The organism is Gordonia sp. DT101, assembly GCF_049844895.1.
Lineage (GTDB): Bacteria > Actinomycetota > Actinomycetes > Mycobacteriales > Mycobacteriaceae > Gordonia.
In genome coordinates, this window is record NZ_JBNCLX010000002.1 from 832,992 (window position 1) to 856,344 (window position 23,353).

General features: G+C 66.8%; 25 protein-coding genes. 16 read left to right on the forward strand and 9 right to left on the reverse strand.

The window, feature by feature from the left end:
• Positions 1–25: 25 nt before the first annotated feature.
• The 4 genes from ACLQ3I_RS10475 to ACLQ3I_RS10490 form a co-directional block, all read right to left on the reverse strand.
• Complete coding sequence (locus ACLQ3I_RS10475; protein WP_425801704.1) at positions 26–1,594, reverse strand: NCS1 family nucleobase:cation symporter-1; 1,569 nt, start codon at positions 1,592–1,594, stop codon at positions 26–28.
• Positions 1,595–1,759: 165 nt separating this feature from the next.
• The gene (locus ACLQ3I_RS10480) at positions 1,760–2,446 is read right to left on the reverse strand and encodes a YoaK family protein (protein WP_425790687.1); all 687 of its coding nucleotides are present in this window, start codon (positions 2,444–2,446) and stop codon (positions 1,760–1,762) included.
• A gap of 38 nt (positions 2,447–2,484) precedes the next feature.
• On the reverse strand, positions 2,485–3,597 hold the full coding sequence (locus tag ACLQ3I_RS10485) for an acetamidase/formamidase family protein (RefSeq protein ID WP_425790689.1): 1,113 nt from the start codon (positions 3,595–3,597) through the stop codon (positions 2,485–2,487).
• Complete coding sequence (locus tag ACLQ3I_RS10490; protein ID WP_425790690.1) at positions 3,594–4,265, reverse strand: FadR/GntR family transcriptional regulator; 672 nt, start codon at positions 4,263–4,265, stop codon at positions 3,594–3,596. Before ACLQ3I_RS10490 ends, ACLQ3I_RS10485 begins: the two co-directional genes overlap by 4 nt.
• 51 nt (positions 4,266–4,316) lie before the next feature.
• Here ACLQ3I_RS10490 and ACLQ3I_RS10495 point away from each other — a divergent pair, with 51 nt between their 5' ends.
• Complete coding sequence (locus ACLQ3I_RS10495) at positions 4,317–4,541, forward strand: hypothetical protein (protein ID WP_425790692.1); 225 nt, start codon at positions 4,317–4,319, stop codon at positions 4,539–4,541.
• A gap of 39 nt (positions 4,542–4,580) precedes the next feature.
• Here the strand turns inward: ACLQ3I_RS10495 and ACLQ3I_RS10500 are convergent, their stop codons facing one another.
• From ACLQ3I_RS10500 to ACLQ3I_RS10520, 5 genes are all read right to left on the reverse strand, one after another.
• Positions 4,581–5,288: a GntR family transcriptional regulator gene (locus ACLQ3I_RS10500; RefSeq protein ID WP_425790694.1), complete on the reverse strand. Its 708-nt coding sequence runs from the start codon at positions 5,286–5,288 to the stop codon at positions 4,581–4,583.
• Between the two features lie 214 nt (positions 5,289–5,502).
• Entirely contained in the window at positions 5,503–7,452 is a 1,950-nt protein-coding gene (locus ACLQ3I_RS10505) for an alpha/beta hydrolase family protein (RefSeq protein WP_425801967.1), read from the reverse strand.
• 47 nt (positions 7,453–7,499) lie between these two features.
• Complete coding sequence (locus tag ACLQ3I_RS10510) at positions 7,500–9,299, reverse strand: N-acetylglutaminylglutamine amidotransferase (protein ID WP_425801707.1); 1,800 nt, start codon at positions 9,297–9,299, stop codon at positions 7,500–7,502.
• A gap of 3 nt (positions 9,300–9,302) precedes the next feature.
• A complete protein-coding gene (locus ACLQ3I_RS10515; protein WP_425790698.1) occupies positions 9,303–11,987 on the reverse strand; it encodes a glutamate--cysteine ligase in 2,685 nt (894 codons plus the stop codon).
• A gap of 93 nt (positions 11,988–12,080) precedes the next feature.
• On the reverse strand, positions 12,081–12,566 hold the full coding sequence (locus tag ACLQ3I_RS10520; protein ID WP_425790699.1) for a hotdog fold domain-containing protein: 486 nt from the start codon (positions 12,564–12,566) through the stop codon (positions 12,081–12,083).
• A gap of 480 nt (positions 12,567–13,046) precedes the next feature.
• On the opposite strand from ACLQ3I_RS10520, the gene rpsJ reads away from it, so the two are divergent.
• The 15 genes from rpsJ to ACLQ3I_RS10595 all read left to right on the forward strand — a co-directional run bounded on the left by rpsJ (position 13,047) and on the right by ACLQ3I_RS10595 (position 23,339).
• Positions 13,047–13,352 (forward strand): 30S ribosomal protein S10, encoded by a 306-nt coding sequence (gene rpsJ, locus ACLQ3I_RS10525; RefSeq protein WP_003938093.1) that lies wholly within the window; start codon positions 13,047–13,049, stop codon positions 13,350–13,352.
• Between the two features lie 16 nt (positions 13,353–13,368).
• Complete coding sequence (gene rplC / locus ACLQ3I_RS10530; RefSeq protein WP_425790700.1) at positions 13,369–14,043, forward strand: 50S ribosomal protein L3; 675 nt, start codon at positions 13,369–13,371, stop codon at positions 14,041–14,043.
• Positions 14,040–14,732: a 50S ribosomal protein L4 gene (gene rplD / locus ACLQ3I_RS10535; protein WP_425790702.1), complete on the forward strand. Its 693-nt coding sequence runs from the start codon at positions 14,040–14,042 to the stop codon at positions 14,730–14,732. Before rplC ends, rplD begins: the two co-directional genes overlap by 4 nt.
• Before the next feature lie 2 nt (positions 14,733–14,734).
• Entirely contained in the window at positions 14,735–15,040 is a 306-nt protein-coding gene (gene rplW / locus ACLQ3I_RS10540) for a 50S ribosomal protein L23 (protein ID WP_164308671.1), read from the forward strand.
• A 32-nt stretch (positions 15,041–15,072) separates the two neighbouring features.
• Positions 15,073–15,909: a 50S ribosomal protein L2 gene (gene rplB, locus ACLQ3I_RS10545; RefSeq protein ID WP_190265825.1), complete on the forward strand. Its 837-nt coding sequence runs from the start codon at positions 15,073–15,075 to the stop codon at positions 15,907–15,909.
• Positions 15,910–15,929: 20 nt separating this feature from the next.
• Positions 15,930–16,211, forward strand: coding sequence for a 30S ribosomal protein S19 (rpsS, locus tag ACLQ3I_RS10550; protein ID WP_005203946.1), 282 nt, complete (start codon positions 15,930–15,932; stop codon positions 16,209–16,211).
• On the forward strand, positions 16,211–16,621 hold the full coding sequence (gene rplV / locus ACLQ3I_RS10555) for a 50S ribosomal protein L22 (protein ID WP_425790705.1): 411 nt from the start codon (positions 16,211–16,213) through the stop codon (positions 16,619–16,621). Before rpsS ends, rplV begins: the two co-directional genes overlap by 1 nt.
• Positions 16,621–17,439 (forward strand): 30S ribosomal protein S3, encoded by an 819-nt coding sequence (gene rpsC, locus ACLQ3I_RS10560; protein WP_164308674.1) that lies wholly within the window; start codon positions 16,621–16,623, stop codon positions 17,437–17,439. Before rplV ends, rpsC begins: the two co-directional genes overlap by 1 nt.
• Positions 17,440–17,441: 2 nt before the next feature.
• The gene (gene rplP, locus ACLQ3I_RS10565) at positions 17,442–17,858 is read left to right on the forward strand and encodes a 50S ribosomal protein L16 (protein ID WP_161062057.1); all 417 of its coding nucleotides are present in this window, start codon (positions 17,442–17,444) and stop codon (positions 17,856–17,858) included.
• Entirely contained in the window at positions 17,858–18,091 is a 234-nt protein-coding gene (gene rpmC, locus ACLQ3I_RS10570) for a 50S ribosomal protein L29 (protein ID WP_161062058.1), read from the forward strand. The genes rplP and rpmC overlap by 1 nt, the downstream gene beginning before the upstream one ends.
• Complete coding sequence (rpsQ, locus tag ACLQ3I_RS10575; RefSeq protein WP_425790708.1) at positions 18,088–18,387, forward strand: 30S ribosomal protein S17; 300 nt, start codon at positions 18,088–18,090, stop codon at positions 18,385–18,387. The genes rpmC and rpsQ overlap by 4 nt, the downstream gene beginning before the upstream one ends.
• 171 nt (positions 18,388–18,558) lie before the next feature.
• Complete coding sequence (locus tag ACLQ3I_RS10580; protein WP_425801710.1) at positions 18,559–19,830, forward strand: sensor histidine kinase; 1,272 nt, start codon at positions 18,559–18,561, stop codon at positions 19,828–19,830.
• Complete coding sequence (locus ACLQ3I_RS10585; RefSeq protein WP_425790711.1) at positions 19,817–20,902, forward strand: hypothetical protein; 1,086 nt, start codon at positions 19,817–19,819, stop codon at positions 20,900–20,902. Before ACLQ3I_RS10580 ends, ACLQ3I_RS10585 begins: the two co-directional genes overlap by 14 nt.
• Positions 20,903–21,018: 116 nt before the next feature.
• Positions 21,019–22,248: a sensor histidine kinase gene (locus ACLQ3I_RS10590; RefSeq protein ID WP_425801713.1), complete on the forward strand. Its 1,230-nt coding sequence runs from the start codon at positions 21,019–21,021 to the stop codon at positions 22,246–22,248.
• Positions 22,245–23,339, forward strand: coding sequence for a hypothetical protein (locus tag ACLQ3I_RS10595; RefSeq protein ID WP_425801716.1), 1,095 nt, complete (start codon positions 22,245–22,247; stop codon positions 23,337–23,339). Before ACLQ3I_RS10590 ends, ACLQ3I_RS10595 begins: the two co-directional genes overlap by 4 nt.
• Positions 23,340–23,353: the final 14 nt, after the last annotated feature.

The window sequence follows — 23,353 nt, forward strand, 5'->3', positions numbered from 1 at the left end:
GAATTAGGCGTTACCCGGGCTTGCGTTACAGCGCCGACGGTTCGAGCTTGCCGTCCTTGGCGGTCGGCAACACCGCGGGGGCCTCGCCCATGTCGTAGATGAAGCTCGTCGGTGCGAACTTCATCCCGAGCCAGTAGACCACCGCACCTGCGGCGGCTCCCATGAACCAGGTGAAACTGGCCTGATATGCGGTGCCCCAGATGACGAAGCTGATCGGGAGGATCGAAGCGACGATCACCGAGATCACCGCGACCGGATTCCAGCCGTTGCGATACGAGTAGGACTTGCCCGGGTCCATGCTGAACAGGTCGTCGACCTCGATCCGCTGTTTCCTGATGAGATAGAAGTCGATGATCAGGATGCCGAACAGCGGACCGATCACCGCCCCGAGCGTATCCATCGTGTAGTGGATCGCGGTGGGGTTGTTGAACAGATTCCACGGGGTGATCAGCACGGAGCCGACCGCGGCGATCATGCCGCCGGTGCGCCACGTGATCTTGGTGGGCGCCACATTCGAGAAATCGAAGGCGGGCGAGACAAAGTTCGCCACGATGTTGATGCCGATGGTGGCGATCGCGAACGTCAGCACACCGAGCACGGCGGCAGTGGTGTTGTCGATCTGGTCGACGATGTGCACGGGGTCGGTGATGATGTTGCCGTCCTCGTCACGGCCGATCACCGTTGCTCCGGCGGAGACCGTGCAGACGACCAGCAGCGAGAAGAACAGGAAGTTGACGGGCAGACCCCAGAAATTGCCCTTCTTCACCTCGGCGAATGACTTGCCGTACCGCGAGAAGTCGCCGAAATTGAGCATCGGACCGGAGAAGTAGGAGACCACCAGGGCGAATGCGCTGAGCATCTGGGTGACCGAGGACCATCCGGACAATCCGGGTCCGGTCGAGAGATCGAGACTGACGTTGCTCCACCCCGCCTTCACGATGAGGTATGCCGCCAGCGCGACCATCACGACATACACTGCGGGACCGCAGAAGTCGATGAACTTGCGGATGGTGTCCATGCCGTTCCAGAACACGAACGCCTGCAGGACCCACATCAGGATGAAACCTGCCCAGCCGAGAATGCTCAAGCCGAGGAAGCCGTGCTGATCGACGTCACCCCACGGCTCGAGGCCCGGCCAGAACTTCAGCGCGAGCAGACCGAAAGCGACCGAGGCCAAGTAGGTCTGGATGCCGTACCAGACGACGGCGATGCAGCCACGGATGATCGCCGGGATGTTGGCGCCCTTGACGCCGAACGCGACGCGCGTGGTGACCGGATAGGGGACGCCGGCCAGCTGCGATGGTTTGGCCACCAGGTTGCACAGCAGGTTGACGGCGATGATGCCGACGACCAATGCGACGAGCACCTGCCACGCTGCGATGCCGAGGGCGAACAGACTGCCCGCGAACACGTAGCCCCCGACGCTGTGCACGTCGGACATCCAGAACGCGAAGATGTTGTACCACGTCCACTTCTGCTCTTTGAGTGGCGCGAGATCGGAGTTGGTGAGGTTCTGGTGGTAGCCGAGCTTGATGACGCTCTCGCCTGCCGCACTCTCATGTGCGGTCGCGACGTCGGCAGAAGGTGCAGACATGGTGGCTCTCCCGGTCAGACGGAGTCAGCGCCGGATGGTCGGGGACGCTGATGTGATCAAGCTAAGAATTGTTTGTTACCCGGGAATTAACGGATAGATATATTTCCGGATGTCCGAATTCTTCTCGTGTCCGAGCCGGCTCCCTTGTGACCGTGTCCGCCGCGTTCAGGTGCGCCGGGCGACCGCCGTATCCGCATTCTCATCGCTTCGCCGTTGATCGTGGATCGCACCGGTGACGGTGACACCTGTGATCAGCAGCGCCGCCACCAGAAGCGCCGCACCCATGTGGGCGTGCATCACCGCGGCACCGGTAGCGGCGCCGAGGATGATCGCCACCACTGCCGCGACCCGGCGGCCGGTGCCGCTGCCCTTCCCGGAGCCGAGGACCGAATCGGCCGCGAGGCCGGTGATGGTCGAGGTCACCACCACCGTGGTCACGTCCTTGACGGCCACGACGCGGGCAGCTGCGGCCTGAATTCCCATCGCGGTGGCCGCAAGCGTGGTGATGGTGATCATCGTCGGTCTGGCCGGGTGCTGACCGGTGACGAACAGCATTGCGGACAGCCCGAACATGATCGCCGCGACGGCCGCGAACAGGATGGTGGTCCGGGCGGTCCATTGCCTGCCCTGGCCGCGCAGGACCCGGCCGCCCAGGGCCGCCCCGATCATGAATCCCGCGAGTGCCATCGCCGGCCCGAGGACAGGGAGACCCGAGCCGCCCGCGACGGCCATCCCGAGCACCACGACGTTGCCGGTCATGTTGCCGGTGAAAACCTTGTCCAGGCCGAGATAGCCGACCGCGTCGTTGATGCCCGTGGTGAACGTCAGGATGATCATCAGCGTCAGATGCATTCGCTCATCCGGGATTGCCCGGAGCCGCGCGACGAGGCTCACGACCCGAAGTCCGCCCGTCGGATCCGGGCATGCACACCCTTGACGACATCCACGACCTGGGAGATGTTGAAGTCTGTTGCGGCACTGAGGTATGCGAGCGCCTGGGCGCCATCCATGCCGTATCGCGCGGACAGGAGCGACACCGCGGCGCGGACACAGTTCTGCACTGCCACGTCGAGGTCGGTGTCGAGGCCGGTGGGGACGAGGAAGTCCTGCGTCTCCGCGATCGGGCCGACCAGGTCGCCGAACCGTGCCGCGACATCCGGTGCGCGAACGATGTCGAACCTGATGGTGGCGCGCAGCGAGGCCTCCAGCGCGGTGAGCGCGACCTCGCCGTCGCCCTGGGCGAAATGCGGATCCCCGACGTAGGCCAGCGCGCCGGGAACCTGAACGGGCAGGTACAGAGTGCTGCCGGCGGTGAGGAGATTGATGTCGATGTTGCCGCCGTGGGCGCCGGGAGGGATGGAATGTGCGCGGGCGTCGCCGTGGACGGCCACTCCCATGATCCCGAGGAATGGGGACAGCGGGAACCGGGCTGCAGGCCCGTCGACGTCTTGGGTCAGGGGCAGTACCCCATACGCCGTATCGGGGTCTTCGTGCACGGAGACGAATGCGCTGTATGTGATTCCACCGGAGGGATATTCGCCGGGCAGAGATCCCCGCCCGTGGCGATTGGAGACAACTCCGTAGGGCACGCGTCGCAGCGTCTCGACGACCGTCATCGCGAGCAGGTCGCCGGGCATCGCGCCGATGACCTCGATCGGGCCGGTGGTGACATGCGGACCGTCGATACCCTGGCGGTGCGTACGGTCTGATGCGCACAAGGCGACCGCTTCGTCGAGCACGCATTCGGGCGCGACCCCGTGAGCCCCGAAGTACCTGCGGGGATCGCGACCCTGATCCGCGAGGATGCCCTCGTGACTCAGGGTGTCGACCGTCAGCGAAGTGCCCGGCACCACGCTGATCACGGGATGATCGGTCGCACAGGGGAGATCGCCCCAGAAGATCTCCTCGGGGCGGCAGGGGAGATAGTCGTCGCCGACGACCGGTCCCGAACCCTCTGCCAGGATCGCCGTCTCGTTCATCGATGACAGTGATGAGAAGGTCATTTCGCCCGCCGATCCACGAGTCGCGCGACCTCGGCGAGGTGGTCGGTCATCGCCGCCGCCGCCGCCTTGTGGTCGCTGTTCTGCACTGCCTGAAAGATCTGCGTGTGCCCGTCGAAGGACATCCGTCGGCCCTCCCGGGTGGCGTGTGACCGCGCACGGACGTTCTGTACCCACCCGCTGCTGAGCTGGCAGAGCGAGATCAGCAGCGGATTGCGTGCCGCCCGCGCAAGTTGGAGATGAAATGCCACATCTTGCTCGAGCGACTCGGCCGGATTCAGTCCGGTGTGGCTAGACGCCAGGATGTCCTCGAGGGACACGAGATCGGACTCGATGGCCCGGTCCGCCGCCAGACCCGCCACCTGTGGCTCGATCAGCATCCGGAGTTCGGCCACGTGGTCCTGCTCGGCATCGTCGGCCATCGTCTCCAGGATCGCCGTCGCGTTGGCCGACCGGGGGAGCACGATCGTGCCGCGTCCGGGAGTCCGGGCCAAGAGCCTACGCTGCTCGAGCTCCTGCAGCGCCTCGCGGATCGTCGTCCGGGAGACCTCGAGGTTCTCCGCGAGAACCCGTTCGGGCGGGAGTTTGTCGCCCGGGCTGAGCTCGTTGGTGATCATGCCCTCGAGATAGGCCGCGGTGCTCGCGCTGAGCGTGCGTCCTCGTCGTATCACGGCGCCTCCCGATTCAAACTTGGTCTCTTGGTATGACCAAGTGTAACTCACGTGTTACTCCTCGCGCGCACCGCGGGCTTCGCCTCGTTTTTCGCCACCTTCTTCGGCGGGTTCGGTTTCGCGCCCGGCAATCCCTGGGCCGCCTGGGTTTCGGTGGTGGCGATGAACTTCCTGGGACCGGTGTTCGCCTACCTGTCCCGACGGCCGGCCTTCCCCCGGCCGGTGGACGAGCGTGCGCCTTTTCGGCCACCGGGCAAGCTAGCGCTGGACTCATGACCGACCTGGATGCCCTGATCGCGCGCGGGCGGTGCGCGGTCAGTCGTCGTGGCGTACCCCGAGTTCGGCTGCGGTCTCGACGATGGCGCTCTCCAGTCGCCGATGATGGAGTTGTCCGACCTCCAATACCGCGACGGTGTCGCGGGCGGCGAAGGCGTCGAGCAGCGCCGCATGATCGTTGTTGAGGGCTTCCTGGATTGCCGAGCCGACGGCCCGCATCGCCTGGAACGGCTCGGTGAGGTTCCAGGTCGCCTCGAACATGTTCAGCAGCCGGGGCATCGCGCACGGAGCGGTGAGCTCGCGGTGGAACTCTCGGGAGACGTCGTGAAAGGCCTTGCGGTCGTCGTATTTTACCGCTGTCGACAATTCTTGGTGACGTCCCCGGGCTCGGTCGAGGCCGGTGTTGTCGATGAGTTCGACGGCGCGCGCCAACGCAGCCTGCTCCAGAGTGCCCCGCACGAAGTAGATCTCGCGCAGTTCGTCGATCGAGAGCTGACTGACCCGGTAACCGGCGTTGCGCTGGTGCACGACGAGGCCCTCACCCACCAGCGTCTTGAGAGCTTCGCGCACGGGGATGGGACTCACCTGGAAGGCATCCGCGACCTCGCCGGGCGGGATCTGTGCACCGGGCGGCGCACCTCCGGACAGGATCAACCGCCGGAGTTCCTCGAGCACGTTGGCGCGCGCGCTTTCTGATCGTGTCTCCACCAGCTGGGCGATGAGCCGGTCGGTCATGCGTGAGTTCATCGGCACCCCACGGTGCGAACCCCCGTCGTCGCGAGAGCGCTCGACTCCGGAGAAGCGCACCCGAGACGCGCCCGCCATGGGCGGGGCATCGACACGTGGTGCGCGCCGTCGCGCTGGAGGGCGGATTTCCGGGGCGCTTCTCCGGGGCCGGGTATGTGGCGGGGCCGGGGGGTGTGTCGGGAGCGAGGTGCGCCTCGGGTATCGCGCTCCGGCCTCATCGCGCCCCTCCCGATGATCTGGGTCGCGGCGGGTGGTCGAGAATCCAGCCCGCGACGGCCTCGGTCAGTCGCTGCTGGTTGTGACGTTTGACGATCTCGTGTCCTTCGTCGTCGAACATCAGCATCTCGGCCACGGCGCCTCGGGCACGCAGTTCGTCGACCATCTGCCGGGATTCGCTCACCGGGACATTCGTGTCGTGGGCGCCGTGCACCACCAGCAAGGGCGCCCGGACGTCGGCGATGCGATGGACCGGTGACAGATCGGCGAGGAGTTCGCGATCCGATTCGGGGTGACCGTATTTGGTGTACGCCGCCACCGCGATCCACGGCTCGGTGTTACGGAAGAACGACTCGAGATCACTCATACCGCAGATGGCGATGCCGGCGGCGAAGGTGTCGGGGTGAAAGGTCAGGCATGCGAGGGTGAGGTAGCCGCCGTACGATCGACCCGAACAGTAGAGCGCGCCGGGATCGGCGATTGCCCGCGCGACAAGGTGTTCCGCGCAGTCGGCAGCGTCGTCGATACCCGCATAGCGGCCGTACCGGTCGTCGGCGTGCGAGAACAGTCGCCCGTATCCCGATGATCCGCGCACATTGGGGGCGAACACCGTGATCCCGGCGTCCACGAGTGGTCCGAAGAGGAAGTTGTAGTCGGGGCGTGTCTGCGCCTCGGGCCCCCCGTGAAAGTACAAGACGGTCGGTCCGGGGCCCTCGCGCTGCGCGCGGAAGAGCAGACCGGACAGCGGCATCCCATCCCGGGCAGACAGTTCCAGCACTTCCGGCACCAGTCCGGTCGACGGACCCTCGCCGGCCACCACGTCGTCGCGGATCGGGATCACCTCGCCGGTGCCGGTGAGGATCAGATGGACCAGCGGTGAGTGCTGCGGGCTCGACACGGTGACGGCGACCAGAGTGCCGGCCGCGCTGATGGAGAGCTCGGTGGCCACCTCGCCTGGCAGGTCGATGGGATCGTGCAATGTCTGGTCCGGAAGTGTGAGGATCTGTAATTCGCTGCGCCCGCCGACATTCCAGAGCATGGCCACCGTCGACTGGTCGTTGCTCACCGTGAACTCGTCGAGGCCGGCGTCCGGGCGTTGCGCCAGCACCCGGAACCGAACGCCGTGCCGACCGACCTCGACGCCGAGCAGGCGCGGATACTTGCTGTCGAAATCGCTGACGACGATCGCCTGGACACTGTCGAGATCGCGTTCGGCATCCTGTGGGGGACCGGTGAACACCAGCGACGGATGATGGAAACCCTGGTCCAGGATGTAACCGACGTCGGTGACCGCGCCGGGATCGTTGGGCAGGAGTGGCGTCATCACGACACTGTCGGACGCGGTGTCGAGCCGTCGGCGCAGCAACAGCATGTCGCGATAGCCACGCGGGCCCACCCGGATGAGCGTGGCGCCCTTCCACGAGTCGATGAGAGCTCCGCCGACGCGGACGTCGAGTGTCATGGTCGCCGACGTACCGGGGTGTACCCGCAGCGAATGCGCGGTGCCGTCGGGTTCGGTCGCCGTGATGAGCACCCAATCGGTGTCCCATCCGACCAGTGAGACGGTGCCGAACGTCCGCCCGGCCCCGGCGGCAGGGCGCCCGGGGGTGTCCCCGTCGGGGCGCGTCGCGCCGATGCGATGTGCGGTGTCGTCGTCGGGATCGGTGGTGACCACCCAGACCTGATGGTGCTCACCGCCACTCGGGGCGATCTCGACCGCCAGCCACTTGCTGTCGGTCGAGTGGACGATCTTGCGCACCGGACCGGTCGAACGCAGGCTCACCCAGCGGAGTTCGCCGACTCCAGCGATGGACAGCGAACGTTGCGCGGCGCGCGGATAGCCGGTGCCGTCGTCGACGATGTAGGCGAACGCCTTTCCGTCCGGCGACACCGACGCGCCGTAGGTGTGCCAGCCGCGGTCGTCGAAACGGACGGTGTGCGCGGGCATCGAGCCGGCGTGGCCGGGGGTGCCGGCGGGTATCGCCCTGCTCACGCTCACGAGGCGGTGACTGCTTCCATGCTCTGTAGCCACATCTCCAACATGGCAACCTGCCACAACTCGTTGGCATCCAGGGTGGTCCGGATGCCGTTCGGGTCGGCGAACAATCGGTCGAGTGCCGCCGGCCGGTACAGCCCCCGGGTGGTCGCCGCCGTCGAGCGGAGGGTGTCCGCGACGAGATCGAGCACACCGCCCTCGAGGTGTCGGATACCGGGCACGGGGAAGTACCCCTTGGTGCGATCGATGACGGCGGACGGGAGCAGGGAACGGCTGGCGTCCTTGAGGATTCCCTTGCCGCCGTGAGCAAGTTTGAGATCGGGCGGGCAGGTGGCCGCCAGCTCGACGAACTCGTGGTCCAGGAAGGGGACCCGTGCCTCCAGGCCCCACGCCATGGTCATCGTGTCGACCCGTTTGACGGGGTCGTCCACGAGCATGACGGTGGTGTCGAGCCGTAGTGCCGCGTCGACGGCGGTCCGGGCGCCGGCCGACGACTGGTGGGCGTGGGCGAACTCCCAACTCGGGTCGTAGTCCTGCTCGAGGTGATAGGCCTCGCCGAGCAGTTCGCCGATCGCTGCGTGATCGCGGTCGAAGAAGACGCTCGCGTAGGCCTTGGTGGTGTCGTTGCGGGCGGTGTGCGCCAGAGGCGGATACCAGCCGTATCCGCCGAGGATCTCGTCGGCGCCCTGGCCGGATTGCACCACCTTGATGGATTTGCTGACCTCTTCGGACAGCAGATAGAAGGCCACGCAGTCGTGACTGACCATCGGTTCGCTCATCGCGGCGATGGTGTCGGGTACCGCGGGCAGCAGCCGGTCGGTACCGATGTGGATCTTGTGGTGGTCGGTGGCGAAGGTGTCGGCGATCAGATCGGAGTATGCGTATTCGTCGCCGGATTCTCCACCGGCAGAGTCGAATCCGATGCTGAACGTCGCGAGGTCGGTTTGCCCCTGCTCGGCCAGCAACGCGACCACGAGCGAGGAGTCGATCCCTCCGGACAGCAGTACGCCGACCGGGACGTCGGCGACCATCCGACGGCGGACCGAGGTGCGCAACGAATCCAGCAACTCGTGCTGCCACCGCGATTCGTCCCAGTCGCCCCGTTCGGGATGCGGGGAGAAGGTGGGCGCCCAGTAGCGTCGCTCCGTGCTCCGGCCGTCCGGTGTGATGGTCCGGACCGTCGCGGGCGGCAGTTTACGGATGCCGTTGAAGATGGTGTGGGGTGCGGGGACGACGGAGTGGAAGCTGAAGTAGTGATGCAGGGCCACCCGGTCGATGGTGGTGTCCACATCGCCGGCCCGGAGCAGAGCCTGCAGAGACGACGCGAATCGCAGTCGGCCAGGGCTCTCGGCGAGGTACAGGGGTTTGATCCCGAGGCGGTCACGGGCCAGCGTCAGTGTGCCGGAGTCGGTGTCGACCACCGCAAAGGCGAACATCCCGATCAGGTGGTCGACGCAGTCGGCTCCCCAGGCGTGGAAGGCCTTGAGGATGACCTCGCTGTCGGCGTGGGAGAAGAAGCGGTATCCCTTGCCCTCGAGTTCTCCCCGCAGTTCCCGGTGGTTGTATATGCAGCCGTTGAACACCAGCGCCAGACCGAGTTCCGGATCCACCATCGGCTGTGCGCCGCGTTCGGAGAGATCGATGATCTTGAGCCGCCGATGGCCCAGCGCCACCGAACCTTTGGCGAAGATGCCGGACCCGTCCGGTCCGCGCCGAGTCATCGAGCCGGTCATCACCTCCACGGCGCCGATGTCGGGAGTTGTCGCATCGAAACGGATCTCACCACATACACCACACATCGGTCATCCCTCTCTCGGTGCCGGATCGGTGCCCTGAATCCAGGTGTCCTTACCGCCGCCACCGCGGGACGAGTTGACGATCAGGCTGCCGGCGGGGGCGACCCGGGTGAGTGCGGCCGGGGCGACGTGGGCGGTGACGCGCTCGTCGCCCGCGCCACGGAGGTGGACGAAGGCGCGCAGATCGACATGGTGGGCGTAGAAGCCGTTGCCGTCGAAGGTGGGGTGGGTGGACAGGGCCACCACCTCCTGGGCGATGAATCGTTCCGGCTGGGTCAGCAGATCGACCCGGCGACGTGACAGCTCTTCCTCGGTACATTCGGGTCCGATCGTGATTCCGGAACCGCCCAGGCCGTCAATGGGTTTGACAACCAGGTGTTCCAGGTTGTCCAGCACATGATCGCGCTGATGGCGTTCCGCGCAGAGCCACGTGGGTACCTGATCGAGGAGCGGCTCCTCGCCCAGGTAATAACGGATCATCGCGGGGACGTAGTAGTAGATCGCCTTGTCGTCGCCGACGCCGTTGCCCAGCGCGTTGGCGAGGGCGAATCGTCCGCGGCCCAGTCCGTCGAGGATGCCGTCGCGGAGTGGCTGATCATGGAAACCGTTGGAGGACAGCAACATGTCCTCGTCCATGCGGACATACGCGGTGTTGACCGGGACACGGGAGGTGCCGTGCTGGAAGAACACGCGTCCGGCGTCGGGGCCGTCGGTGACGTCGACCGAGATGTGCTCCGGTGTCGCGAGTCGCAGTCCGGCACCGGCGGCCAGGATGGTGTGCTCGAACCACGCCGAATCCTGCCAGCCCGAGCTGAGCATGATGTCGATGCCGTCGGCGTGGGCATCCGGCGGCGCCGCCGCCGCGATCGTCTCGCCGATCATGCGCGGGACGTCGGCGACCGACATGGTCGCCGCGGGCATGGCGATCTCGGACATGAACTGGGTCATCAACGTGCGGTTGGACATCGCGTAAGCGATTCCCGACGGCACGCGCAGGTTGTCCTCGAGGACCACGAAGTGTCCCGGTTCGGGCGAGACCAGGTCGGTGCCGCAGATGTGGGTGCGCACCCGTTGCCACGCCGGCACGCGGCCGGTCTGGCGGTATCCCGGCGCGCGGTCGAGCGCTTCGGGCGGAAGGATGCCGTCGTGCATGCATTCCTGGTCGCCGTACACGTCGGTGATGAAGGCGTTGAGTGCCAGCGCCCGCTGCCGGAGACCTCGGGAGACCCGCTGCCAGTCGTCGGCGCCGATGTAGCGGGGCATCACGTCGAGCGGGAAGAGTTGGGCCCGCGATTGCCCGGTCACCCGGAAGGTGACCCCGTCGATGCTCTGTTCCCGTTCGATCTGATATTGCCGCTTGCGCAACGTGATCGATCCGAGAGTGGCGGCCGACGAGAGGATCTCGGCGTAACCCGGGCGTGACGTGATCCCGGGTGCGACCGCCTCGTCGTAGGAGTCGCGGTCCGGCGAGTCCACCGTCGGGATGTCGGCGGGGTGCTCGGGACGGAGGTACCCGTGCAGGAGCCGCCCGTCCGGGTCGTCGGGCAACGGTGCCTCGGTCAGGGTTCCGGCCGTCTCCGCGATCAGATTGTCGACGACAGCGGTGAACCGTCCCCGGCGACGCAGGGTGCGTCGCTGACGTGCCGAGGAACTTCCGAAGGTCAGTGCCCGACGGGTGAGCTCATCGACCGCGGGCCAGTCGCCACAGTCCTCGAGTTCGTTGCGCAACGACGCGGTGAGGTCGGCGATCACGTCGGCGGCCGGTCGTGGAGCGGAGTGATCGACGTCGATCAGGTCGCCTTCGAGTCCCGCGCGGGCGGCCTGCCAGATCGCGGCCCGGTACAACGCGGGTGACGTCGGTGGGAAAGGCGAGTCGAGACGGCGGGCCTCACGGAGCACGAGTGCGCGGAACAGGCCGGCGATGAGGGTGATGGTGTCTACGGACGGACAGCTGTCACAGACCCGGAGTTCCAGGGTGTTGACCCGCGCGGACGGGCGGACGTCGAAGTAGACCATGCCCGGATCGGTGATCACGCCGCTGTTGATCAGCCGCTCGATCTCGTCGTCGTACTCGGCCGCCGAGTGGACGTCGGGAAACGGTCCGGTGGTCGGCCAGCGTTGCCAGACGAGGGTGCGGGCGCTCGCGTAACCGGTGTCGGTGCCGTCGGCCCAGAACGGTGAACTCGCCGACAGTGCGAGCAGCGACGGTATGTACGGACTGATGCGCGACGCGATGGCGACGGCCTCGTCGCGATCGGTCACGTCGACGTGCACCTGCGTGCCGCAGATCAATTGTTCCCGGGCGAGGAGTTGATAGTCGGCGAGCATCCGTCGGTAGCGGGGGGTTTCGGTGACCAGCATCTCGGTCGGCACCGCGAGCGGCACGGAACCGGCCGCGACGACGCCGATCCCCAGGCCGGCTGCTGCGTCGACCAGGACGGACCGGTTGGACTGCAGGTTGACGCGCAGGTCGTCGAGGTGTCGGTGCACATCGCTGTTCGCCTCGATGACGCAGCGCTGCAGCTCTTCGACATACGGGCTGCCGGGCGGCAGGACGCCGAGCAGCTCGGGAGCCCGGGTGGTCAGCCGTGACGTGCGCAGGTCGACGAGGTGGAACTCCTCCTCGACCCCGACCTTGCGGACCGCACCGACGGGGTCGGCGGGCCCGGCGCAGGCGTTTCCGGGCGTCATCGTCTAAGGGTAGGAGGAACCGACGCCCACGGCATGGTGAGTTGCGGGCCGGTTAGCTGGCCGGGCGGGTGAGTTGCCGGGCGGACAAGCGTGTCAGACCGGGGTCACCCAGGTGGTGATGTCGCAGTGGACGACCTCGGTGCCGTGCTTGTCGAGGACCCGGACGGCGACGACGACATCGGTGCCCTCGACGATCTCCGCGAAGCTCACGGCGTCGTCGAGCCGGGCCTCCGCAGTGAGTCGCGTCGTCGCCTTGGCGAGATACTGCGTGTTCATCGCCTTCGGAATCCAACGATGGCTCCTCGGTGTGGTCGCCTCCATGAGCATGCCCATCGCGGCCTCGGCGAGGTTGCACGCCGCGATCGCGTGGAAGGTCCCGATGTGGTTGTGGACGCCGAACCAATTGGGTGCCGTCACCCGGCAGAACCCGGGCCGCATCTCGCTGACGGTCGGCAGCACTGTGCCGAAGTAGGGCACCCTGGCGACCATGCCGAGTGAGAACAGAGCGTGCCCGATCGCGTTGTCGGGTAGCTTGCGGCGCAGGGCATAGGTGGGGCTCGAGGAGCCGGAGTCGCTCATGCGACCAGATATTACTACCCGGTAAGTTGAGGGGCGCCTGTCGAGCCGGAGAAGAAGGAGCAGTTCGACGCGCTGCTCGCCCCGGTCGGCAATCTCCGGGGTCCGGCGGAGGGCGCGGGCATCCGCCGGCGTCCTGGATTTGGCTTAGGGCCCCGACCTGGTGCATACTTGTCGGGTTGCCTTGAGCGGCGGACGCAGGTTTTTGTGCGGCCTCCATCAGGTGAATGACTCCCAGGCCCCGGATTCCGGGACCGGGCGTGTAACGCGTGCCCTGGATCAGTGGTACGGACACGACACGCCCGACCGCGGGTGCCGGAGCACAACCGGCTCGTACCAAGTGACGAGCTTACGTACAACGATAGATGAACAGCGTCGATCCCCGAATCTCACGCGGGCGGTCATGTGTCCACCGGCCTCCAGTGTCGGATCAGGCCACGCGGTGTTTGTCTGTCGAGAACAACTGACGGAAGAGGACACAGCGTGGCGGGACAGAAGATCCGCATCAGGCTCAAGGCCTACGACCACGAGGCGATCGACGCTTCGGCGCGCAAGATCGTGGAAACCGTGACCCGTACCGGGGCACGCGTGGTCGGCCCGGTGCCGTTGCCCACCGAGAAGAACGTGTATTGCGTCATCCGTTCGCCGCATAAGTACAAGGACAGCCGCGAACATTTCGAGATGCGTACCCACAAGCGACTCATCGACATCCTCGACCCGACGCCGAAGACGGTCGATGCGCTGATGCGCATCGATCTGCCGGCCAGCGTCGACGTCAACATCCAGTAGGCGGGGGGCGAGAGATATGACCACAAAGAGTGCAACCAGCAATCAAAGTGCCACACGGGGAATCCTGGGCACCAAGCTCGGCATGACCCAGGTCTTCGACGAGAACAACCGTGTCGTTCCGGTGACGGTGATCCAGGCCGGACCGAACGTCATCACCCAGCTCCGTACCGCGGACCGCGACGGCTACACCGCCGTCCAGCTCGCCTACGGCGCCATCGATCCGCGCAAGGTGACCAAGCCGGTCGCCGGGCAGTACGCCAAGGCCGGAGTGACCCCGCGTCGCCACCTCGCCGAGATCCGCGTCGCGGACGTCTCGGAGCTCGAGATCGGTCAGGAGCTGACCGCCGAGATCTTCGAGAACGGCACCAAGGTCGACGTGACCGGTACCTCCAAGGGCAAGGGTTTCGCCGGCGTCATGAAGCGTCATGGCTTCTCCGGTCTCGGCGCCAGCCACGGCGTGCACCGCGTGCACCGCGCACCCGGCTCGATCGGTGGCTGCGCCACCCCGGGCCGCGTGTTCAAGGGCATGCGGATGGCCGGACGTATGGGTAACGACACCGTGACCACGCAGAACCTGACCGTGCACATGGTTGACGCCGACGCCGGTCTGCTGTTGATCAAGGGTGCGATCCCCGGCCGCAAGGGCGGCATCGTGGTGATCCGCGACGCAGTGAAGGGTGGTGCCAAGTGAGCACCGAGACGACTACAAAACTGACGCTGGACGTCAAGTCCGCCGACGGCAAGACCAACGGCACCGTTGATCTGCCCGCCGAGCTGTTCGACGTGACCGCCAACATCTCACTGATGCACCAGGTGGTCGTGGCCCAGCAGGCCGCTGCCCGCCAGGGCACCCACGCCACCAAGACTCGTGGCGAGGTGAGTGGTGGTGGAGCCAAGCCGTACCGCCAGAAGGGCACCGGCCGCGCCCGCCAGGGTTCGACCCGTGCGCCGCAGTTCGTCGGCGGTGGCACCGTTCACGGTCCGCAGCCGCGTGACTACAGCCAGCGGACCCCGAAGAAGATGAAGGCCGCCGCCCTGCGCGGTGCCCTGTCCGACCGGGCCCGTAACGAGCGCATCCACGTGATCACCGAACTGGTTGCCGGGCAGAACCCGTCGACCAAGTCGGCTCGCCAGTTCCTCGAGGCACTGAGTGATCGCCGCAAGTTCCTGGTGGTGCTCGGCCGTGAGGACGACGCCGCATGGAAGAGCGTCGCGAACCTGCAGAACGTTCTGCCGATCGCACCGGATCAGCTCAACACCTACGACGTCCTGGATTCGGACGAGGTGGTGTTCAGCGTCGAGACGCTCAACGCGTTCATCGAGCAGAACTCAGCGACTGAGACGAAGTCTCCCGTCGCCAATGAGACAGAGGAGGCGTGAGTATGGCTACGCAGGCCAACCCGCGTGACATCATCCTGGCGCCGGTGATCTCGGAGAAGTCCTACGGACTGATCGAGGACAACGTGTACACGTTCATCGTGCACCCGGACTCGAACAAGACGCAGATCAAGATTGCGGTCGAGCAGATCTTCGACGTCACGGTCACCAGCGTCAACACCGCCAACCGGCAGGGCAAGCGCAAGCGCACCCGCTTCGGCTACGGCCAGCGCAAGTCCACCAAGCGCGCGATCGTGACGCTGTCCGCTGACAGCAAGCCCATCGAGATCTTTGGAGGCCCGGTCGGCTGACCGGGACTCGAGAGTAGAGGGACTACAGACTCATGGCTATTCGTAAGTACAAGCCGACGACCCCGGGTCGTCGCGGTTCGTCCGGCGCAGATTTCGCGGAGGTCACCCGTGACCATCCCGAGAAGTCGCTGGTCCGTCCGCTGCACGGCCGTGGTGGCCGTAACGCGCACGGCCGCATCACCACCCGTCACAAGGGTGGCGGCCACAAGCGCGCGTACCGCCTCATCGACTTCCGTCGCAACGACAAGGACGGCGTCAACGCCAAGGTCGCTCACATCGAGTACGACCCGAACCGCACTGCGCGGATCGCGTTGCTGCACTTCGTCGACGGCGAGAAGCGCTACATCATCGCGCCCAAGGGCCTGAAGCAGGGCGACGTGGTGGAGAGCGGTGCCACCGCCGACATCAAGCCCGGCAACAACCTGCCGCTGCGCAACATCCCGACCGGTACCCAGGTGCACGCCGTGGAGCTGCGCCCGGGCGGCGGGGCGAAGATGGCCCGCAGCGCAGGCGCCTCGATCCAGCTGCTCGGCAAGGAGGGTGGCTACGCCACCCTGCGTATGCCGTCCGGCGAGATCCGTCGAGTCGACGTGCGCTGCCGCGCCACCGTCGGCGAGGTGGGCAACGCCGAGCAGTCGAACATCAACTGGGGCAAGGCCGGCCGTATGCGTTGGAAGGGCAAGCGCCCGACCGTCCGCGGTGTCGTGATGAACCCGGTCGACCACCCCCATGGTGGCGGCGAGGGCAAGACCTCGGGTGGTCGCCACCCGGTCAGCCCGTGGGGCCAGCCGGAAGGCCGGACCCGCAAGAACAAGGCCAGCGACCAGTTGATCGTCCGGCGTCGTCGCACCGGCAAGAACAAGCGATAAGCACAGGAGGGAGTTAGAGAATGCCACGCAGCCTCAAGAAGGGCCCGTTCGTCGACGACCACCTGCTTGCCAAGGTGGACACGCAGAACGAGAAGGGCACCAAGCAGGTCATCAAGACCTGGTCGCGCCGTTCGACCATCATCCCCGACTTCATCGGTCACACCTTCGCCGTTCACGACGGTCGCAAGCACGTCCCGGTGTTCGTCTCGGACAACATGGTCGGGCACAAGCTGGGCGAGTTCGCCCCTACCCGCACCTTCAAGGGTCACATCAAGGATGACCGGAAAGCGAAGCGCCGGTAATGACTACGCAAACCGAGAATCCCACAGCCAAGGCGACCGCGAAGTTCGTTCGTGTGACGCCGATGAAGGCGCGCCGTGTGATCGACCTGATCCGCGGCAAGAACGTCGACGAGGCCCTCGACATCCTGCGGTTCGCCCCGCAGTCGGCGTCTGAGCCGGTCTCCAAGGTGCTCGCCAGCGCCGTCGCGAATGCGGAGAACAACCTGGATCTGGATCGCCGGACCCTGGTCGTCGCCACCGCGTTCGCCGACGAGGGCCCCACGCTCAAGCGGTTCCAGCCGCGTGCACAGGGTCGTGCGTTCCGCATCCGCAAGCGCACCAGCCACATCACCGTCGTCGTGGAGAGCCTTCCCGAGAAGGCCACCGCCGGTCGAGGCCGGTCGCGTCAGCCGAAGAAGGGAGCCCAGTAGTGGGTCAGAAAATCAACCCGCACGGCTTCCGTCTGGGCATCACCACGGACTGGAGTTCGCGGTGGTACGCCGACAAGCAGTATGCGGAGTACGTGAAAGAGGATGTCGCCATCCGCAAGCTCCTGTCCACGGGACTCGAGCGCGCCGGCATCGCCAAGGTGGAGATCGAGCGCACCCGTGACCGGGTTCGCGTCGACATCCACACCGCCCGTCCGGGCATCGTCATCGGCCGCCGCGGCGCCGAGGCCGATCGGATTCGTGGCGACCTGGAGAAGCTGACCGGCAAGCAGGTGCAGCTGAACATCCTCGAGGTGAAGAACGCAGAGTCCGAGGCCCAGCTGGTGGCCCAGGGCGTCGCTGAGCAGCTGAGCAACCGTGTGGCCTTCCGCCGCGCGATGCGCAAGGCGATCCAGTCGGCGATGCGTCAGCCGAACGTGAAGGGCATCCGGGTCCAGTGCTCGGGTCGCCTGGGTGGCGCAGAGATGAGCCGCAGTGAGTTCTACCGCGAGGGTCGGGTGCCGCTGCACACGCTGCGCGCCGACATCGACTACGGACTCTACGAAGCCAAGACCACCTTCGGCCGTATCGGCGTGAAGGTCTGGATCTACAAGGGCGACATCGTCGGTGGCAAGCGTGAGCTGTCCGCAGCCGCGCCGGCCGCCGAGGATCGCCGTCCGCGCCGGCCCAGCCGGCCGCGTCGCAGCGGTTCCTCGGGTACCACCGCGACGAGCACCGAAGCGGGTCGTGCCGCCGATGCTCCGGCTGTGGACGCCAATGCGGGGGCCACTGCCGGCGCGGCCACGGAAAAGGAGGGCTGATCATGTTGATCCCTCGTCGGGTCAAGCACCGCAAGCAGCACCATCCCAGCCTCAAGGGCCAGGCCAAGGGCGGCACCAAGGTGACGTTCGGTGACTACGGCATCCAGGCTCTGGAAGGCGCGTACATCACCAACCGTCAGATCGAATCGGCACGTATTGCCATCAACCGGCACATCAAGCGTGGCGGCAAGGTGTGGATCAACATCTTCCCGGACCGCCCGCTGACCAAGAAGCCCGCCGAGACCCGCATGGGTTCCGGTAAGGGTTCGCCCGAGTGGTGGGTCGCCCCGGTCAAGCCGGGTCGGGTGCTGTTCGAGATGAGCTACCCCAATGAGGAGACCGCTCGCGAGGCCCTGCGTCGCGCGCAGCACAAGCTCCCCATCAAGACCAGGATCGTGACCAGAGAGGAGCAGTTCTGATGGCACTCGGAGTTGCTGCGAACGAGCTGCGTGAGCTCAGTGATACCGATCTGGTCGATCGCCTCAAAGAGTCGAAGGAAGAGCTGTTCAACCTTCGGTTCCAGATGGCCACCGGCCAGCTCGACAACAATCGCCGCCTGCGGACCGTGCGTCGCGAGATCGCGCGTGTCTACACCGTGATGCGCGAGCGTGAGCTGGGCCTGGCGTCGGGACCGGATGGTGATGACGCATGAGTGAGGACCAGAAAGTGACCCAAGAAGGATCGTCACAGGCCGAAGTACGTAACAACCGCAAAGAGCGGATCGGTTACGTGGTCAGCGACAAGATGCAGAAGACCATCGTGGTCGAGCTGGAAGATCGTAAGAGCCACCCGCTCTACGGCAAGATCATCCGGACCACGAGCCGGGTCAAGGCACACGACGAGGACGAGACCGCCGGTGTCGGCGACCGCGTGCGGCTCATGGAGACCCGCCCGCTGTCGGCGACCAAGCGGTGGCGCTTCGTCGAGGTGCTGGAGAAGGCCAAGTAGTAGCGGCCTTTCCGCAACAGACACATCGAGACGGCCCGTTCCCTTCAGGGGAGCGGGCCGTTTCGCGTGCCCGCTCGCCATCGTCGGCCCACAATCGGAGTGTGTACGCGGTATGGCATTGTCACCAGTCTGCGAGTCGATTCCCAGGAATGGACAGATGGTGATGATGCGATGAGCGGAGATACTGCGGCCGGCGTGACCGGCCCTGTCCGGGCGTCGCCGGACGATGTGCGAGCGCGGCAGTGGCGCGACCGCGTCGTCGGGCCGTCGGACGCCACAGATCGTGCCCGCGTCCAACGGATCGGGGCCCGGTTCATCGGCTGCGGACTGATCACCTTCACAGTCGGGTTGTCGCCGGTCATCGCGGCCCGCTCGGAACTCACCGATCCCTGGTGGCCTCCGCTGAGCGCCGCGTTGGTGGTCGGGCCCGCCCTGCTCGTCATCGGTGCGACCTATCGGCAGACCTTGCGACATCAGACCGTCCTGGCAGCCCTGTCGAGTCTCGGATTCCTGCTGGCGATCGGACTCTGGTTCGTCGCATGGAACGGAGACGTCACACCGGGGCAATCCTGGTGGAGTGTCTGGCTGGTCCAGTTCCCCGGGGTCCCCGGTCTGGTGTTCGGGATGGCGGGTCGGTACCTGCCGGCCATCGGACACATCGTGGCGGCGACCTTCCTGGCCCAGACGGCCAACCAGATCGGTATCGCAGGACATCTGCGTCCCGAGCTCTATCTCGGATCATTGGTCACCATCGCTCTCACGTGTGTGTTCCTCGCGGTCGCCGTCGTGACCGTGCGGACCGCCGGGCTGCTCGACGAGACACGGTCGGCCGCGATGGACGCCGCCGCGACGTCGGCGGCGTCGGCGGCCAAGGAGTCCGAGCGAGCACGCTTCGCGGCGTTGATCCACGACAAGGTCATCGCCATCCTGCTGGCGATCGAGGTCGGGCGGCCGCGCCGGGGGCTCGGGGCAGAGGCGGTGACGGCCCTCGACGAACTCGACCGGCGCGACGACGAGCCGCCCGAGGCGTCAATGGGTGTCGACGAGTTCGTACAGCGGGTGCGAACCGCGATCGCGGCGACCGCCGACGACGTCGAACGTGAGTTGTCGATCAACCGGTCCGCCTCGGGACGGTATCCGGGCGAGGTCGTGTCCGGGATGATCGAGGCGATGTGTGAGGCCATCCGCAACGCCAGCAGACATGCCGGCGCGGGCGCATCCTGTCTCGTCGTCGGCGATTTCCGGGCAGACCAGGTCACCGTGGCCATCGTCGACGATGGCGAGGGTTTCGATCCGGACCGGGTGCGTCCCGAGCGACTGGGCGTCGCGGTCGGGATCCGTGGTCGGATGACCGGGCTGGCCGGGGGCGACGTCGAGGTCCGCAGCGAGCCGGGCCGGGGCACCGTCGTGGTGCTGAGGTGGGTCCGTGATGTCGGAACGTGACGCGGTGGAGGTGCGGCCGGATGAGACGGTCGACCTGTTCGGACTGCGATCCCTGCCGGTGGTCGGTGCGCTGGTCGCCTTCGGCGCGGTCTACATCGTGGTCACGATCGGTTCCGGACTCGACATCCGCGGGTCGGCGAACTGGCTGGGCCTTGCCCTGGCGTTCGCACTGCTGGCCGCCGATCTGGTGGGCCTGATCCGGGTCGTCGGCGACCCGTTCCCGTTTCGCTGGGGCGTGGCGGTGGTGGCGGTCATGATCGCCGGGACCGCGACAGCCTGGTGGTCGGTCCCGCCGGACACCTTCGAGACCTTGCAGTGCCTTCCCGCGGCGGTCTCCGGGATCGTGGTTCTCGCACTGCTCGCCGTCCGGGGCCGGCTCGGTCTGGCGTGGATCGGCGCTTTCACGATGAGTCTGTCCGCAACGCTGTGGGGCGGCTTCCGGGGGCCCGGGTTCGTGACCGGACTCGGCTACACCTCGTGGGTGTACCCGGTGATGATCTTCGCGTCACTGTTCGTGGTGATGCTGCGGCCGATGGCCGAGAGCATCCGCACCCTGCGAGATCGGGAGCTGGGGTACGCGGCGTCGGACGCGGCGGCCCTGGCCGTAGCCGCCGAACGGGACCGGCAGCTCGGCCGACTGGACCGGCAGGCCCGGTCGCTGCTCGAACAGGTCGCCGACCGCCACGAGTTCAGCCCGATCGAAGTGCAGCGCGCCCGGCTCGTGGAAGCCCAGCTGCGCGACGGTATCCGAGCGCCCGCCTGGGATTCGATCCAGGTTCGGGCAGCCGTGTGGCGGGCGCGGGAACGGGGAGTGTCGGTCGTGCTGTTCGACGACGGCGGCCTGATCGGCGACGACTCGGTGCAGCAGCGGCTCGACGATGCGCTCATCGACGAACTCGACCGTCTCGACGACGGCCGGGTCACCGCGCGTGTCCTGCCGCCCGGACGTCCGACCCGCGCCACGATCGTCGTCAACGTCGAGGACGCCACGCGGCGATACGACGTCACCGAGGACGGCGAGATCTCCGGAGGTGTGTGGTCGCACATCGGGGACGGTGCCGCCTTCGGGTAGGGAGTCGGTGCAGTTTCCGCCGAGTGCGGGCACCGTGAGCCACGCCCGGTTCATGACGATCAGATGACCGTCCGAACGGAGGCTGGCAGATCCGCCACAGAGTCTGGTGGACTTCGATGGTGATCGATCACACACAGGCCGGGCGAGCGGTCGTCGGCCGCCTGCGGGGTCTGCGCGCGCCCGCGGTCAGCGACGACTCCGATCTACTCCGGATGCAGCGGAGCGGTGGGCGTTTCATCGGTCTCGGCCTCCTCACGTTCACAGTGGTGATGATCCCGGTGGCCATCCGGTGCGCCGATCTCACCGCGGTCTGGTGGACGCCGGTCAGCTTGGCGCTGATCGTCGTGCCCGCGATCCTGCTCGTGTTGGCGTCCTTCCGCCCGGTGCCGCGGGGCCATGAGGCCCTGATGGTCCTGTCTGCGCTGGGCTACCTGCTCGCGACGCTCCTCTGGTTCGTCGCATGGAATGGCGCCACCAACGATCCGGCGCGCTGGGCGGTGTGGATGGTGCAGTTTCCGTCGGTGCCGAGCATCGGTCTGGTGTTGGTGGCGCGTGCCCGCTGGGCCATTGCGCATCTCGTCACGGCCACGCTGGCCGTACATGCGGCCAACCAGGTGGGTCGCTTCGGTGAGATCCGTCCGGTCGCGTTGCTCAGTGCGCCCCTGACGATGGCGCTCAGCGGGGTTTTTTTGGCCGTGGCGATCGCGACGATGGCCAATGTGCGACTACTCGACGCCCGCCGGGCCGAGATTCTGGCCTCGGCCGCCACCGGTGCCGCGGAGATGGCACAGGAAGCCGAACGCGCACGATTTGCGGCGGTGATCCACGACAAGGTGATCGCGTCGTTGCTCGCCGTGACACCGGGGCGGCTAGACCCACGTCTCGCGAACCAGGCCGCATCGACCCTCGACGAGCTCGACCGCAGCGACGACCACGACCTCGGTGTCGTCTCGGCGACCCAGTTCGCCGAACGGATCCGGGCATCTGCGGCATCCGTGAGCGACGGTGTCCGCAGCGAATTGTTCGTGCACGATCGCTTTGTGTCGTATCCCGCCGACGTCGTCTCGGCGCTGACCGAGTCGACGGGAGAAGCGGTGCGCAACTGGCACCGGCACGCGGGAGGGAGCGCCCGTTGTGTGGTCGGTGGCGATTTCGGCGACGCCGCCGTGCGGGTCACGATCACCGACGACGGCGTGGGGTTCGTCCCCGAATCGGTGGGGCCGGAACGGTACGGGATCGCCACCGGAATCCGGGGACGGATGGCCTCGCTGCCGGGCGGTGCAGCCCAGATCGTGAGCGCGCCCGGGCGGGGGACGACCGTCGTCGTCGAGTGGCGGCGGTCGTGACGCCGAATCCGCGTTCCGAGGACCGGGAGCTCGACGACGCAACCGTCGACATCTACGGGCTCGGCTCGTCGACGGTCACGCGGGGACTCGGGCTGTTCGCGGCGGTCTATACCGTCGTGACGATCGCTGCCGGATGGCACATCACGTCCGTGCACAACTGGGCCGGGCTGATCGCCGGTCTGGTGCTCTTCGCGATCGCCACCTTGATCGTTCAGCGAGCGCGTGGTCCGCGGTTCCCGCTCTCCGCTGCCGTCCCGGCGGCCCTGATGGCGGTCTGCGGACTCGCCATCTCGCTGTGGAGCCTGCCCGGCGAGACATATCTTCAGCTCCAGACGGCACCGCCGGTCTCCGCGGCAACCATCGTGTTCACCCTGCTCGCGGTGCGTGGTCGGCCGGCGTTCGCCTGGATGGGTGCCGTGTGCTGCACCGGGATCGCCGGACTGTGGGGTATGGCAATCGGATTCGGATTCGCCTCCGGTGCGGGAAACACGGCTTTCTGCTACCCGGTCCTGGTGCTGGCGATGCTGTTCATGTTGATGGCGCGGCCGCTCGCGGAACGTATCCGCGTTCTCCGCGAGCGTGCGGTCGCGCAGGCCGCGACCGAGGCCGCGACGGCGGCGGCCGCGGCCGAGCGCGGCCGCCAACTCTCTCGACTGGGGCGTCGCGCGCGACCGATCCTGGGCGAGATCGTCGACGGGCACGAGTTCACCATCGATGAGGTGGCCGATGTACGACTCACCGAGGCGCAACTGCGCGACGGGATCCGAGCTCCCGCGTGGGAGTCCGACCCGGTTCGTGACGCGGTGTGGCAGGCCCGCAGGCGAGGTGTCACAGTGCTGCTCCTCGACGACGGTGCGTTGAGCATGGTGCCCGAACGCGACCTCCTGCGCCGGTTGCGGGATGTGCTGGTCGACGAGCTGCGGCCCCTCGACAGCGGTCAGGTCACCGCGCGGGTCCTGCCGCCGGGTCGCTCGCTGGTCGCGTCGATCGTCGTCAACACCGGACCGACCATCAAACGCATCGAATACGGTGTCGGCGGCGAGACGTCGGAACACAGCGCGACCGTCCCGGTGTCGACGTCCGACGAGTGACCGGTTGCCTCCCC

Excerpts from the sequence above, each read along its gene's own strand:
- ACLQ3I_RS10475 (WP_425801704.1), bottom strand. The coding sequence starts at position 1,594 with ATGTCTGCACCTTCTGCCGACGTCGCGACCGCACATGAGAGTGCGGCA.
- ACLQ3I_RS10480 (WP_425790687.1), bottom strand. The coding sequence starts at position 2,446 with ATGCATCTGACGCTGATGATCATCCTGACGTTCACCACGGGCATCAAC.
- ACLQ3I_RS10485 (WP_425790689.1), bottom strand. The coding sequence starts at position 3,597 with ATGACCTTCTCATCACTGTCATCGATGAACGAGACGGCGATCCTGGCA.
- ACLQ3I_RS10500 (WP_425790694.1), bottom strand. The coding sequence starts at position 5,288 with ATGAACTCACGCATGACCGACCGGCTCATCGCCCAGCTGGTGGAGACA.
- ACLQ3I_RS10505 (WP_425801967.1), bottom strand. The coding sequence starts at position 7,452 with ATGCCCGCGCACACCGTCCGTTTCGACGACCGCGGCTGGCACACCTAC.
- ACLQ3I_RS10510 (WP_425801707.1), bottom strand. The coding sequence starts at position 9,299 with ATGTGTGGTGTATGTGGTGAGATCCGTTTCGATGCGACAACTCCCGAC.
- ACLQ3I_RS10515 (WP_425790698.1), bottom strand. The coding sequence starts at position 11,987 with ATGACGCCCGGAAACGCCTGCGCCGGGCCCGCCGACCCCGTCGGTGCG.
- ACLQ3I_RS10520 (WP_425790699.1), bottom strand. The coding sequence starts at position 12,566 with ATGAGCGACTCCGGCTCCTCGAGCCCCACCTATGCCCTGCGCCGCAAG.
- rplC (WP_425790700.1), top strand. The coding sequence starts at position 13,369 with ATGACCACAAAGAGTGCAACCAGCAATCAAAGTGCCACACGGGGAATC.
- rplW (WP_164308671.1), top strand. The coding sequence starts at position 14,735 with ATGGCTACGCAGGCCAACCCGCGTGACATCATCCTGGCGCCGGTGATC.
- rplB (WP_190265825.1), top strand. The coding sequence starts at position 15,073 with ATGGCTATTCGTAAGTACAAGCCGACGACCCCGGGTCGTCGCGGTTCG.
- rpsS (WP_005203946.1), top strand. The coding sequence starts at position 15,930 with ATGCCACGCAGCCTCAAGAAGGGCCCGTTCGTCGACGACCACCTGCTT.
- rplV (WP_425790705.1), top strand. The coding sequence starts at position 16,211 with ATGACTACGCAAACCGAGAATCCCACAGCCAAGGCGACCGCGAAGTTC.
- rplP (WP_161062057.1), top strand. The coding sequence starts at position 17,442 with ATGTTGATCCCTCGTCGGGTCAAGCACCGCAAGCAGCACCATCCCAGC.
- rpmC (WP_161062058.1), top strand. The coding sequence starts at position 17,858 with ATGGCACTCGGAGTTGCTGCGAACGAGCTGCGTGAGCTCAGTGATACC.
- rpsQ (WP_425790708.1), top strand. The coding sequence starts at position 18,088 with ATGAGTGAGGACCAGAAAGTGACCCAAGAAGGATCGTCACAGGCCGAA.
- ACLQ3I_RS10580 (WP_425801710.1), top strand. The coding sequence starts at position 18,559 with ATGAGCGGAGATACTGCGGCCGGCGTGACCGGCCCTGTCCGGGCGTCG.
- ACLQ3I_RS10585 (WP_425790711.1), top strand. The coding sequence starts at position 19,817 with ATGTCGGAACGTGACGCGGTGGAGGTGCGGCCGGATGAGACGGTCGAC.
- ACLQ3I_RS10590 (WP_425801713.1), top strand. The coding sequence starts at position 21,019 with ATGGTGATCGATCACACACAGGCCGGGCGAGCGGTCGTCGGCCGCCTG.